The following is a 13,581-nucleotide window of genomic DNA, read 5'->3' as shown; positions in this document are numbered from 1 at the left end:
CAATGATGTTTAAAGTCAGTTAAAATTTTGTTTATTAAAGCCGAGAAAATGCTGAAAGCATCAATGACTTCAATTAATAAACACAAAATTAGGCTCGTTCAGCAGCAAGAAACCCCCTACTATCCAAAAAGGATACCGCTATACTTTTGGATGAGTGAGCCCTGAAATTGCGAAGTGCAATGTAGTTTTCTATTTTTGTTTTAACCAATCCGCAGAACCATGGAACATCGCGCAAAGTCGATACGGCCGTTTATCGGCGCCAAAAATTTTGAAGAGTCGAGAAGCTTTTACAGAGATCTTGGCTTCCAGGAAGTGGTGTTGGGTCACAACTTTTCGCTTTTCAGGATCAATGACTTAGGCTTTTATCTGCAAGATTATTATGCCAAAGAATGGATCGAGAACACCATGCTCTTCCTCGAAGTTGATGACGTAAAGCGTTATTGGAACGAACTTGTAAATCTAAACCTGCCCGACCGTTACGAAGGCGTAAAGCTCACGCCCATCCGCATCGAAGACTGGGGCCAAGAATGTTTCCTCCACGACCCCGCCGGCGTACTCTGGCACTTCGGCGAGTTTTTTAAGAAGGATTAACCGTTTTTCAGGCTTTTAACCGGGTTCATTGCAGCTGCGCTCAGGCTTTGCAGGCAGACAGTTAACATAATAACGCCGCTCGCAAGTAATCCTGCCAGGGCAAAAGTCCACCACGCAACATCAACCCGATACGCAAAATCTTCCAGCCAAAGATTCATGGCGTACCAGGCAACGGGTGATCCGATCAGGATCGACAAAACAATTAATTTTAAAAAGTCTTGCGAAAGAAGCGTTACAATGCTGCCCACCGACGCGCCAAGCACCTTTCTGATCCCGATTTCTTTGGTGCGCTGGGAAGTTGTGTACACGGATAAGCCGAATAATCCCAGGCACGCCAGCGCGATGGAGAGTCCTGCGAATAACTTAAACAGTTGTCCCGTACGAGCTTCCTGAGCGTAAAGCTTCTCAAATTCATCATCCATAAACTGGTAGGAAAATGGCGAATCTGGTAAAATCGCCTGCCACTGTTGCTGCATCGCCTGCAATGTTTGCTGCACATTTTGTCCGGAAATGTTGACCAGCACAACGCCGTTTGCCTGATCAGGAAAAATAATCAATGGATCTATCTTGTGCCGCATGGAAGCAAAATGAAAATCCTTCACTACTGCAACGACTTCTCCCAAATAACCGCCCATAACAAGCTTCTGCCCAACTGCCTTTGCCGGCGTCCAGCCCATTTCCTTTGCTGCGGATTCATTCAATACATAATGCTGATATTGCATTTTTCGCTCCGGTAATGTTGCCTGCCTGTAATCTTCTGCTGTCAAATCTCGGCCTTCCACGATCTGTAACCCAACGGTTTGAATAAAATCCTCATCCACGGGCAATGCAGTAACCATTTTCTTTTGATTTTCCGGCCAAACGGGTTTCCGCATAGAATAACCACCTTGCACGAAAACCGGGGACTGATTCGCCATTGCTACATTGCGGATGGATGTATTTTGCTTAAATGCCGCTTTGAGCACTTTTATCTTACCGGCCACACCCTGGTCCGAAGGCAGGACTATTACATGGTCTTTATCATAACCAAGCGGCTTGCTTTGCATAAAATTCAGCTGATCACTTATTACAAGCATGCTGATTATCAAAAAGATCGCTATCGCAAACTGAGACACGATCAATGCCTTACGCAACCGGCCGCTGCCTGCTTTGCCAGCTGCACGCAGCACAATATTGGGCTTGAACCGGCTTAGTATCAATGCAGGATAACTTCCAGCGAGTAGAGCGAGTACAAAGCCACCGCCAATCAGAATTGCGAGCGCCTTTGGCGTCCACCAGGAAGTAAGTGAGAATGTTTGTCCGGTTAGCTGGTTAAAGAATGGCAGGAGCTCATTTACAACCAAAATCGCAAGCAGCAATCCTATGGCGGTAAGGATCACCGACTCGCCTATGAACTGGCTGAAAAGCTGCACGGGTCCAGCCCCCATCATCTTGCGAACACCCACTTCATTGGCTCTGGAAATGGATTTTGCAGTGGCCAGATTAACATAGTTAACGACTGCAATACCCAAAATCAGCAGCCCTGCAAAGGCGAACATGACAAGATATTGCAGATTTCCGTTGGGTTCAAGGCCACCTTCGACTTCCGAATGTAAATGCACATCTTTGAGCGGTTCGAGCTGGTAAGTAAGATAATTGCTGCCTGTAACTTCGGTTTCTGCGGCCTGCGTTTTCATATAGCCCGGAATCTTGGCCTGTAATGTCGGAATTGAAGATGAGTTATTTAACAGTAAATAAGTGATGTAATTTGCCTCCCACCACAGTTCTTCTTTGTCGGCAGGAAGCGATGCAAACGATGGAATCAGGTCATACTTGATCTGAGAATCCGAAGGGCTGTCAGCCACAACGCCTGTTACCGTGTAATCCACCTGACCACGAAATGAGAGTTGTACTGTTTTTCCAACCGGATCGGTGTTGCCAAAATATTTGTGTGCTGTGGAAGCGGAAAGCACAACTTTATTGGGTCCCGCCAACGCTGTTGCCGCATTGCCAGTCAAAAGTTTAAAAGAGAAAATCTCAAAAAAAGCTGAATCAGCAAAAAGAACCCGTTTTTCACCATAAGTCTGCTGATTGGCCTTCACATTCAAAGGAAAGTTTAAAAGCCGGACGCTTGCTTCAACTTCCGGGAAAACCCGGGTGAACTGCGGCGCGACCTTTGAACCGGTTGTAGGAATTTTTTCACTTCGGTCAGCCATTTGGTAATCCATCACAACTCTTACAGTCCGGTCAGCATTGCGGTTAAAGCCATCATAATTGAATTCATGGCTAATGTAGATCAGTACAGCAGACATGCCACCAACCCGGCTGTAAGGCCGAAAATGTTGATGAATGAAAACAGTTTGTTTCGGACATGACTTCTTTGGGCGGTTTTGATGTAGCTGCCGATCATGATTTTATGGGAACGAAGCGTTAGGATTTGCTTGCTGCACAAGGAGTTGCGCGATGTCGTTGAAATTACAAAAGCTATACCCAAAAACTAAGCAATTGATTTAAAATCGGTTACATAGGAATCCAGCAAATAAATTGTTCATAAGCGGACGTTTGCAATGCATTCGGGACATTGCATTGAACAATTCCCATCCGAAAATGCACACCGCCACGACGCCACACTCCCCCATCCATCATGTTAATCCAAGGTTAATCTGCCCTTAACGCAGTGGTAATATCACATGTCTACTTTTGCGGCCCACCACCTATTATGATTCACCAAACGAACAACAAATGATGAGATTAATTACCGGCTGCCTGCTTATGTGGGCGTTCTTGCTTTTTGTCGCGCCTGCTTCCATGGCGCAGAGCAATGAAGCAACAGTTATTGGAAAAGTATCAGAACTCAAAGAAGGGCCGATTATCGGCGCCACTGTAATTGTTAAAAATGAATCAACGGGTTTTCAGGCGGGTACGGTAACGGATGCGAATGGTGACTACATCATCAAGCAGTTGCCACTGGGATCACCTTATTCGATCACCGTTTCCTACATCGGTTATGGCGAGCAAAAAAAGACGGGTTACTCACTGAATCAGGGCGACCAGCTGCGTTTGAATTTCAGTCTCGAAACGAGCGCGACGGAATTGCAGGCTGTTGAAGTTGTTGCTAACTCACTGAAAAACACGGTCGCAACGCTGGGCGCTTCTACGCCGGTTACTGCGAAAGACATTGCCCGGCTGCCTGTAAACGGTCGTAACTTCACGACATTGATTGACCTTTCTCCATTGAGCAACGGAAGCAGTCTTGGTGGTCAGCTGGCGTCTTCAACCAACTATACGGTTGACGGCATGACTTCACGCGGAACTGTGGCGGGCGGAAGCACGCAAAGCGCCTATTCCATCTCCATGGAAGCGATCCGCGAATTTAAAGTGGTTACCAACGAATACGATGTGACCATGGGTCGCGCGGGTGGCGGAACCATCAGCACCGTTACAAAATCAGGAACCAACCAGCTTTCCGGAAGTGCATTTAACTTCATGAGAACGAACTGGCTTTCAAGTCCTTTTGATTTGAGAGGAAACAAAAGAACGCAGGATTTTTCCACCTATCAGTATGGCTTCTCACTGGGTGGCCCGATCATCAAAGACAAGCTGCATTTTTTCGTAGCGTGGGATCATCAGGCCGATTCACGTCCGCTATACATTGCCAACATTCTATCTCCGGCAGACGAAGCTGCGAACAAGGTGACAAGAGAGACGCTTGATAATTTTGTTGACATTGCCCGCAGGAAATACGGTGTTTCAGACAATCCGCAGTTCGGGGCTTTTGACAAAAAGAAAGGAACCGATGCCTTTTTTGCCAAAATCGACTGGCAGATCAATGCGAAAAACTTGCTTACGATCCGCGACAATATGGTGAGAGAAGATGACAATCTTTCGGAAGGCGACAACTCCGGGATCAACTTCTACGAATCGTATATCAACAGGAAGAAGTTTGATAACAGCATTATGGCTTCTTTACGGACGATTTTGAGCCCTAAAATTACCAATGAATTAAAGGGACAGCATTTCTATGAAGATGTGGCTGTTCAGCCAAGCACAGACCTTCCCGCAGCTGGGATTCCGCGTGCGATCGTGGAAAATGTGGAATCTGCATCAGGAACAAGCACTTACTTTAACTCGATCCAGATTGGTGGACAGCGCTTCTCACCTGAATGGTTTAAAGGAAATGTGCTTCAATTGGTTGATAATCTTTATTATAACACGGGAAAAATTAACTTCACTTTCGGGATCGACCTGATGTATAATGTGATGCATTCACGTTACGGAAGCGAAATGAATGGTCGTTTTTACTTCACCGGAATTAACAATTTCGATAACCTGAAACCATATCGTTATGCCCGCGAAATTTATGTGGCAGAAGAAGAAAGCCAGAAAGTAAAATCTTTGGCATCAGGCATTTATGCGCAAATGGAGACAAAACTGGCTATCGGTCTTGAAATGATGGCGGGTCTGAGACTTGATAATACGCGCTATTTGAGCAAGGCAAATTTCAGTCAGGTGGTTTTTGACGAATTGGGAATTCGCACCAACAACACGATTAACACCTTGCAATTGCAGCCCCGCGTACAATTTACCTGGGATGTAAATGAGCAAAGCAAAGATGTGATCCGCTTCGGCGCAGGGGTTTTCGGCTCGGCTTTGAACCCTTACTCGATGGTTAACAACATGCTTTTCGACGGCACGAAAGTGGCTTCTGTGGATATTCAGGGTGACCTGGTGCCTACGCCGGATTTTATCAATTATAGAAATGATCCTTCAAGCGCACCGGGTGCAGAATTGTTTAATAACCCTAAAATTGAAAGGCTGACGACGATCAACACAAACAGTCCGGACGCAAAGATTCCTGTTTTGTACAAAACGAATTTTTCTTACAATCACTTTTTCAGTGACCGCCTGCGTGTAGGGATCAGCGGATATGCTTCCTGGGCCCGTAACAACTACATGTACATTGACCGCAACATGGTGGAAGATCCATTCTTCCGCATCGCTGCCGAGGCAAATCGTGGTGTATATGTGCCTTCTGCTTCTATTAATGCTACAAATGGTGCCACAAACTGGATCAACGGACGTAAAACAAAACAAGTCGGACGTGTGCTGGAATTGGTAAGTGAAGGAAAGAAAAACCAGTATGCATTGGTGATCGACGGAACTTACCGCTATTTTAAAGACGGTCAGATCACTGCTTCTTACACCTGGAACGACTCTAAGGATAACACATCTTACAATGGTAACGTGGCTAACACCGCGACTTTGGATCAGATGGTGGTGGACGATCCGCGTGATTTGAGCAAAATGAACTATGCCAACAACCAGTTCCGTCAGAAAGTGGTGTTGTATGGAACTGCGCCGAGTTTCTGGGGTGTAACATTTGGTGTTCGCTATTCGGGCATCGGCGGAACACGTTATACGCTTGCAGTTAGCGGTAACATGAATGGTGACTTCGTGTCGTCTAATGACTTGCCATATGTTTACGATGTCAACAATGCAGCAACACCGGAATATCTGAAAACCGGCATCCAGGCGATTTTGGATAACCCGGAAGCTGAGCAGAGTATGAAGGATTACCTGCGCAGGGACATGGGTAAAGTGGCGGAGCGCAATGGCGGGATCAACGACTTTTATGGTGTGTGGGACCTGCGTCTGACAAAACGTTTTGCGATTCACAAGACACACGGCATTGAGCTTTCTGTGGATGCTTTCAATGTTGCCAACTTGTTGAATAAAGACTGGGGCGTGGGTAATAACCTGGGCAAGCAAAACCTTTATTCGATCAAAAGCTTTGACAAAACCAAGGAAGAATTTGTATACAATGTAACCAAAGGAGCTGGCGTATCAACCTTGAACGGAAGCCCTTACCAGATCCAGCTGGGATTGCGTTACGCATTCTGATCTGTTAATTAAATGAATTTTCAGCGATCGGCTGCTTCGAAAGAGGCAGCCGATTTTTTTGGCATAATGTTTTAGATTGATGCCTAAAAATCATTGGTTTGCTATCTTGCTTCAAAAATTAGTGCATGGGAGACCCATCTAAGCCATTTAATACGGATAACACGCTAGAAATTCAGCGTCTTGAACTTGCCCTAGAATCAGCTGGAATAGGAACCTGGGAACTGGATAGTCAGCACCAACAAATGCGCTGGTGTCACCGGGCAAAGAAGCTTTTCAACTTCACCGGAGAAAGCATCATTGACCTCGCACAATTTGTAGCGCTCATTCATCCCGACGATAGAAATGCATTCGATTCAGAGATTAACCGGGTCATTAAAGGCACGTTACCAGCACATTTTTCGATAGAATTCCGTACAGCGCAAGACAATTCTGGGCAGTCCCGCTGGTTGATCTGCAAAGGTCAGTCCCACCCGGACCTGCAAACAGACGGCATTCGCCTGCTTGGCACATTTACTGAAATTACCAGTCAGCAGCAGGCACTTAAAAATCTTGAAGCCAGCGAAGCAAAATTCAAAGCGCTTATTGATCAGGCGCCGGTTGCAGTTTGCTTGTTTGTAGGAAAAGATATGGTTGTGGAGCTTGCAAACAAGCCTATGATCACATACTGGGGCAAAGACGAATCGGTCATTGGAAAGCCGCTTCGCGAGGCCTTGCCTGAACTTGAAGGGCAACCTTTTTCTGCATTACTGGAAGAAATATTGGTCACCGGTGTGCCATATAGTGCCAAAAATGCGCCCGTGGATTTGGTTATTGACGGAAAGCTCAGCACTTATTATTTTGATTTTACTTACAAACCCATATTGAACAGTGCCGGTGAAATTTACGGCATTATCAATGTTTCCATAGATGTTACCGACCGCGTGCTGGCCCAACGGGCGCTTGAAGAAAGCGAATCTAAGCTGCGGACCGTCGTTGCTTCCGCCCCTGCTGCCATTGGCCTTTTTGTGGGGCGCGACTTGCGTGTAGAACTGCCTAATCAGGCATTTATCGATATTGTAGGAAAAGGCAATGACATTATAGGCGTTCCGCTCCGGGAGGTGATGCCCGAGCTGGAAAGTCAGCCATTTTTGAAAATCCTGGATGATGTTTACACAACCGGCGTTACTTACAAAAGCTTTGGCACGCAGGTCAATATTTTCCAGCAGGGCGTAATGACCCAAAATTATTACGATATCACTTATTCCCCGGTTTACGACAACGAGGGAAAAGTATATGCCATTCTGGACATTGCCATTGACGTTACCGACCGCGTAAGTGTTGAAAAGCAGGTTGAACTAAGTCAGATGCAGCTCCTCTCCCTGTTTGAGCAGTCGCCAATCGGCATTGCGATGATCCGCAAAGAGAACCTGACCTTTGTAATGGCAAATCCTTTTTATGCTAACCTCGCTTCCCGAAAACCCGAAGATCTGGTCGGTAAGCCGATGCTGGAAGCGCTTCCTGAAATAAAAGGGCAGGGCTTTGACCAACTGCTGGAAAATGTGATCGAGACCGGGATTCCCTACGTTTCAAAAGAGCAGGCTGTCGAAGTTAGGTCAGACGGTGTGCTGCGGAAAATTTATGTAAATATGGCCTATCAGCCGCAGCGCGACCTGGACGGCAATGTTATAGGCGTTTTGGTGGTGGCGACGGATCTGACGGAACAGGTGCTTAACCGGAAAAAAATAGAGGAAACCGAAGCATTCCTGCGTGGAGCAATTGAGCTCGCACAATTAGGCACTTATTCATTTGACATTGAAAGTGGGCTTCTGGACTGCTCAGAGCGGATTCTGGACTGGTTTGCGTTAAGCAAAGACGTAAAAGTAACATTGGACAAGGTTTACGAAGCCATAAGCGAACACGATTTGCCTGCCGTTTCCGAGGCGGTAACCCGTGCCATTACACGCGGTTCTGACGGACTGTATGATATGGAATACACGATGGATCAGAAAAAAACGGGTTCTGCCCGCATCCTGCATGCGCAGGGGAAGGTCCTTTTCAATTTGAATGGAGATCCCGTTACAATGATCGGCACGGTGCAGGATGTTACCGAGCAGCGGCAGGTTAAACTTGGCCTGGAATTGCAGGTGCAGCAGCGCACGGAGCAACTGGAATCCATGAACGAGGAGCTGGCGGCGATTAACGAGGAATATCTGGCTACGAACGAGGAGCTGTCTGACTCAAACAACCGTTTGCAGCAATCGAACATTAATTTGCAGCAGTTTGCCTATGTTGCGTCGCACGATTTGCAGGAACCGCTTCGCAAGATCCAGACTTTTTCAAATCTGCTCGCCACGCGTTACAGCCCTATTTTGGGTGAAGGCATTAATTATCTGCACCGGATGCAAACGGCAGCGAAACGCATGTCGGAGCTGATCAATGACTTGCTGTCTTTTTCACACATCACATCGCCTCAGGAAACCCTTAAAACTGTTTCACTGAACACGGTGGTGAATGAAATTCTGAATGATCTCGAACTTTCCATAAATGAGACTTCCGCTGTGATCTCTGTGGGGAATATGCCGGATTTATTGGGTGATAAAACCCAGCTTAGTCAGCTTTTTATGAACCTGGTAAGCAATGCACTGAAATTCAGGAAACCAGATGTGCAGCCGATCATTGACATTAAAAGCGAAGTCATTTCGAGCACCGATCTTCCGGACACATTGAATGTGACAAGGGCGGCCTATTTGTATCACAAAATTGATGTGACAGACAATGGCATCGGATTTGACCAGCAATACGCGACCAGAATCTTCCAATTATTTCAGCGGCTGCATGGCCGGAGCGAGTATTCGGGAACAGGAATTGGACTGGCGATCTGCGAACGTGTGGCGGCCAACCACGGCGGCGGAATTTCAGTCATCAGCGAGCCTGGCTCGGGAACGACTTTCAGCATTTACCTGCCGGTTGGTTAGCAAATGGCTTTATTCAAATGGTATCAGGACGGGAACTGCTTCCCGTCCTTTTTTTTAGCCAAATGTTTTATTTAAAATCAAAAATCAGCGGAAAAATAAATGTGACAATGACTGTCCAGATCATATAAATAGGCAGATAAATCGCAATCATCCTCCCTACTCCACTGATTTCACCTTTCTTGGAAACAACCCGGAACAATTGCCAGGCGACCAGCAAAAGGTTGATCAATATCAATGCATTACTGCCCAAAACTGCTGCACGATTTGGCGTAAGCCCCCATTCAGAAATGCGGAACAAAATAGCCGAAAGCGCGATTCCATTGACAATAATGGTGATAGCAGACAACATTAAAAGCACCCAAACCTCCGCCCGGCTCTTCACGACTTTTGAAGTTTCGGCCACCGAAAAGAAGATAATCGCCATCACACCCAACAGTAACACATTGAAAATCAGCAGGAACTCACGGTCATTATAGGGATCTTTTCCTGAGTAAACGATGGCGATGAGATAAATAACCAGCATCACCAGCACCAGCGGACTGAAAATACGCGCGATGACCGGCGAAACTTTTCCTACCAGCTGCGGATTGGTCTGCGTAAGATAAGTGGCGACAATGGGTGCGGCAGCAAGACCGAAAATGCCGAAATATTCAAAATAAAACTTTTCAATCTGAAAACCGATCAGCTCAAAAAGGCCAATTGTGATGCCGGTCAAAATAGCCCCGGAAATTAAAATTAGCGTGCTCATAACGATCAGATCGCCATTGTAGCGCAGGTAACCCAGTCTTTTATCAATGTCTCTGCTATTGTCTCCAACAAATGCAAACCCTAAAACCGCCCACAAAAACAGACCCAAATAAATGCAGGAAAGGACCAATGTGTCGCTCTTTTTCAAATCCGGGAAGAAATTGATAAAGAGCATTCCCGCAATGATCATTAGCGCAATAACCGCTATTTTACCAGTGGAAAGATTGTTTTTCCTGGCAAAATAGAGCGACAGCATCGGGAATACGATAAAGCCAATGTTTCGCGGATAGAAAAACTCCACATTAATAGAAAAAATGGACGGGATTTTCGCGATCAGGCCGGCGATGATCGAGGCAATGATCACGAAAACCAAGTCCTTTGAGCTTCCGAATGAAACTTCGTCGTTGCCGAAATTCAACCGCTCATTCCAGAAGCGGAACATTGCATTGTCGCGATACTCGGGAGACAATGTCGTGAATGCCCGTTTGAAATTGGGCCTGTCGGTGCGGTACAACCTTTCCAGCTGTCCGGGATTGTCGAGATTGGATAAGATCTGCTCTTTCATGATGTTAATTGGATTTTGCTGTTCATTCATGGACCTGGTAACCTGCTTTTTACAATGTAACTGAATAAGATTTTGCTAATTTGTGAGGACTAAAAAGCTTACTGACAGAAATACTAAAAAGTACTTTGCGATACAAAGTAAATCAATTGTCCAGATAATATCCAAGGCATTGGGTGATTATTTTTTATCCATTTTCAAAGCAAGATGACAAACCCGCTTATTGATCACATAAACAAGTTTGTAAACCTGGATCAGGAGATTTCGGAAGATGTTTTCAGCCGTTTCAAACTGCAAAAATTTCGCAAAAAGGCCGTGTTACTCGAAGAAGGAGCGCCATGCCGGCACATTCATTTTGTGGTGAAGGGCTGTTTAAGATTATATTTTCTTAAACAAAACGGCACGCAGCAAACGATCCAGTTTGCCCTGGAAAACTGGTGGCTGAGTGATTATAATGCTTTTGCAACACATGGCGTTGCTGAATTTTCAATTGACGCCGTGGAGCAAAGTGAGATTTTAAGCATTGATCATCAGACTTTGGAAAAGTTACTGACCGATGTGCCGCAGCTTGAAAAATATTTCCGGCTGATGCATCAAAGAGCAAATGCAGCTGCGCAGAAGCGGGTCCGTTTTCTATATGAATTAAGCCGTGAGGAGCTTTACACCAATTTTATTTCAAGCTATCCGCAGTTCTGTCAGCGCATTCCGCAGTATTTGCTGGCTTCTTTCCTGGGCATCACACCCGAATATTTGAGCGAATTGCGCCGGAAAGCGCTTCTTAAACCAGTTTAAGTTTTCTGTGATGACAACCGGCGAGATTTGTAACATCAAATGACAGCGCAACAACTGCCTGGCATGGATGAACAAACTCAAACATTATAGCAATCATGGAAAAGAGACTTAATGTATTCGCAAAAGGACAAGCAGCATTAAAACCACTGGCTGACATAGGCAATTACCTGAAAAATTCTTCTATAGAAATGGAGCTGATCGAACTGATCAATTTCAGGGTTTCGCAGATCAATCAGTGCGCATATTGTCTGGATATGCATTATAAAGATGCGCGGGCAAAAGGTGAAACCGAACAGCGGCTATATGGGCTGAGCGCCTGGCACGAATCGCCTTATTATAGTGAGCGTGAGCGCGCTGCATTCGCCTGGGCCGAAGCGATTACAATTTCAAAAGTGCCTGACGAAGTTTATGAATTAGCCAAAGGCCAGTTTTCAGAAATCGAACTGATCGACCTCACCATGGCCATCACGACCATTAACACCTGGAACCGCATTAATCATGCTTTTCCGAAAGTGCCTGGATCTTACAAAGTGGGCATGTTCGGTTGATTCGTGAAAGCTGTTTTGTCTAAAAATAAAAGCCGTTGAATCACTTAGATTCAACGGCTTCTTGACGATAATTCAGTTTCAACGGCTGATCAACCAGGCTCAAAACGGAATTTAAGCAGTTCTCCGTAAACCACGGTTCCGTCGCTTAGCTTGGCATAAGCGCGGTAATTTGCGTCTGCAAATGTCTTGTTTAGCGTCTGTGTCTTCTTGTCCAAATTATCTGCTGCTTCTGTGAAGATTAAGACTTCATCAGCAAGTGTCGGAAGCGGAACCAGGTAACCAGCAACGCCAGTGCTCATTACAACACCGTATTCCGTAATTGGAATGTTGCCAAGATCTTCAAACTGGACGTAAAAAGTGGCAATCGGCGTGCCATGTTTAAGCGGTAATGTTTTGATTTTGGCAGGAACAAGCTGTGGTTCAGGCACTTCGTGGTCGGTGCAGGATGCCGCAAAAAGCATCAGGGCCAAAAGAGCAAATACGCGGGAGAAATTGGTTTTCATAAACGGATGTGTTAAGAGTAAATAACAGCCGTAAGTAAAGCCCAATGTCTGCCATTCGATCCCCGAAAATTATTTTGCGGTTCAGATTGTTATTCAGCGGGTTACAGACAAACCTTTCCAGCGATCGTGTGACCATAGCCAATGTGCAGGAGCTTTGGAAATGTTAGTTTCGAGCTTATCGTAATAAGCGTCGGTGATCTCCATCGGGGAAATTTCAGAAGGTTTTTCAGAGATCAGATGAAAGGTGTATTCATAGTGAAAGCGCGATTTCTTCACACATTCCAGATACACCACTGCTGCGTCAGCGGCCATCGCAAGACGTTCCGCACCAATCTGAACGCGCGTTTTCTGACCGAGGAAATCTACAAAATGTTTTGCCTCCATAGCAGGACGCTGATCTGCGATCACAACCACCAATGATGGATTTTCGTGTTGTTTAAGCGTCGACAATGCACCGCGGTAGAAATATTGCTTTGGAATGAGCCTTACCCCAAGTGAAGACCGCATTTTCAGGATCCAAGCATTGATACGATGATTAGAAATGGGCGTATAAGCTGTGTAAACATCGAAATCAACCACTTTTGGCAAATTGATCAGATATTCCCAGTTGCCGTAATGCGAAGCAAGCAATACGACATGCTTTTTCTGCTTATAAAATTGTTCAAGCAGTTCAGGATTGGTGTAAGTCGCCAGTTTTTTACGTCTGGAAGGGCTTACTAAATAATATAAAAAAGGCTCAATCACCAGATCGCCAAGATGCTGATAATATTTTGCCATGATGCTTCTGATGTTTTTCTCCCCTTCCAGACCAAAAGATGTCGCCAGGTTTTTTCTGATTACGCGATAGCGATATTTCAAAACATGGAACGTGAAAAGGTAAATTAGGGAAGAAAGCGCTGCCGCCATGAACAGCACAAACTTGTTCAACGAAATGGCTGCGGACGCTCCGGACTTGGTATTCATTGTAATCGAAGTTGTAAAGTATTGATATAACTAGACATCAA

9 protein-coding genes are annotated in these 13,581 nt (G+C 45.6%); 5 read left to right on the top strand and 4 right to left on the bottom strand.

The features are described 5' to 3' along the window. Positions 1-219 precede the first annotated feature (219 nt). Positions 220-591 carry a VOC family protein gene (locus AC0IYG_RS02355; RefSeq protein ID WP_471709419.1) on the top strand — a complete coding sequence of 124 codons (372 nt, stop codon included), beginning with the start codon at positions 220-222 and terminating at the stop codon, positions 589-591. On the opposite strand, the gene AC0IYG_RS02350 is transcribed toward AC0IYG_RS02355, so the two are convergent. Continuing rightward, positions 588-2,882, bottom strand: coding sequence for an ABC transporter permease (locus AC0IYG_RS02350; protein ID WP_471709418.1), 2,295 nt, complete (start codon positions 2,880-2,882; stop codon positions 588-590). The two genes, AC0IYG_RS02355 and AC0IYG_RS02350, sit on opposite strands and share 4 nt — an antisense overlap. 430 nt (positions 2,883-3,312) lie before the next feature. Between AC0IYG_RS02350 and AC0IYG_RS02345 the strand changes: the two genes are divergently transcribed. Both AC0IYG_RS02345 and AC0IYG_RS02340 read left to right on the top strand, forming a co-directional pair. Beyond that, entirely contained in the window at positions 3,313-6,471 is a 3,159-nt protein-coding gene (locus tag AC0IYG_RS02345) for a TonB-dependent receptor (RefSeq protein WP_471709417.1), read from the top strand. A gap of 125 nt (positions 6,472-6,596) precedes the next feature. After that, entirely contained in the window at positions 6,597-9,425 is a 2,829-nt protein-coding gene (locus tag AC0IYG_RS02340; RefSeq protein WP_471709416.1) for a PAS domain-containing sensor histidine kinase, read from the top strand. 67 nt (positions 9,426-9,492) lie between these two features. Here the strand turns inward: AC0IYG_RS02340 and AC0IYG_RS02335 are convergent, their stop codons facing one another. After that, complete coding sequence (locus tag AC0IYG_RS02335) at positions 9,493-10,737, bottom strand: hypothetical protein (RefSeq protein ID WP_471709415.1); 1,245 nt, start codon at positions 10,735-10,737, stop codon at positions 9,493-9,495. 204 nt (positions 10,738-10,941) lie between these two features. Here AC0IYG_RS02335 and AC0IYG_RS02330 point away from each other — a divergent pair, with 204 nt between their 5' ends. Both AC0IYG_RS02330 and AC0IYG_RS02325 read left to right on the top strand, forming a co-directional pair. Then, on the top strand, positions 10,942-11,526 hold the full coding sequence (locus tag AC0IYG_RS02330) for a Crp/Fnr family transcriptional regulator (RefSeq protein WP_471709414.1): 585 nt from the start codon (positions 10,942-10,944) through the stop codon (positions 11,524-11,526). A gap of 95 nt (positions 11,527-11,621) precedes the next feature. Further along, positions 11,622-12,074 carry a carboxymuconolactone decarboxylase family protein gene (locus AC0IYG_RS02325; protein WP_471709413.1) on the top strand — a complete coding sequence of 151 codons (453 nt, stop codon included), beginning with the start codon at positions 11,622-11,624 and terminating at the stop codon, positions 12,072-12,074. Between the two features lie 89 nt (positions 12,075-12,163). Here AC0IYG_RS02325 and AC0IYG_RS02320 read toward each other — a convergent pair whose 3' ends face one another. Both AC0IYG_RS02320 and AC0IYG_RS02315 read right to left on the bottom strand, forming a co-directional pair. Then, positions 12,164-12,577 (bottom strand): hypothetical protein, encoded by a 414-nt coding sequence (locus AC0IYG_RS02320; RefSeq protein WP_471709412.1) that lies wholly within the window; start codon positions 12,575-12,577, stop codon positions 12,164-12,166. A 93-nt stretch (positions 12,578-12,670) separates the two neighbouring features. After that, positions 12,671-13,540 carry a lysophospholipid acyltransferase family protein gene (locus tag AC0IYG_RS02315; protein ID WP_471709411.1) on the bottom strand — a complete coding sequence of 290 codons (870 nt, stop codon included), beginning with the start codon at positions 13,538-13,540 and terminating at the stop codon, positions 12,671-12,673. Positions 13,541-13,581: the final 41 nt, after the last annotated feature.

This window comes from Dyadobacter sp. AC419, from assembly GCF_979253085.1.
The sequence above is the reverse complement of the archived record's forward strand: the minus strand, read 5'-3'. Positions and strand labels throughout refer to the sequence as shown.

Coding starts and splice junctions, on each gene's coding strand:
- AC0IYG_RS02355 (WP_471709419.1), top strand. CDS start 220: ATGGAACATCGCGCAAAGTCGATACGGCCGTTTATCGGCGCCAAAAAT.
- AC0IYG_RS02350 (WP_471709418.1), bottom strand. CDS start 2,882: ATGTCTGCTGTACTGATCTACATTAGCCATGAATTCAATTATGATGGC.
- AC0IYG_RS02325 (WP_471709413.1), top strand. CDS start 11,622: ATGGAAAAGAGACTTAATGTATTCGCAAAAGGACAAGCAGCATTAAAA.
- AC0IYG_RS02340 (WP_471709416.1), top strand. CDS start 6,597: ATGGGAGACCCATCTAAGCCATTTAATACGGATAACACGCTAGAAATT.
- AC0IYG_RS02320 (WP_471709412.1), bottom strand. CDS start 12,577: ATGAAAACCAATTTCTCCCGCGTATTTGCTCTTTTGGCCCTGATGCTT.
- AC0IYG_RS02345 (WP_471709417.1), top strand. CDS start 3,313: ATGATGAGATTAATTACCGGCTGCCTGCTTATGTGGGCGTTCTTGCTT.
- AC0IYG_RS02315 (WP_471709411.1), bottom strand. CDS start 13,540: ATGAATACCAAGTCCGGAGCGTCCGCAGCCATTTCGTTGAACAAGTTT.
- AC0IYG_RS02335 (WP_471709415.1), bottom strand. CDS start 10,737: ATGAAAGAGCAGATCTTATCCAATCTCGACAATCCCGGACAGCTGGAA.
- AC0IYG_RS02330 (WP_471709414.1), top strand. CDS start 10,942: ATGACAAACCCGCTTATTGATCACATAAACAAGTTTGTAAACCTGGAT.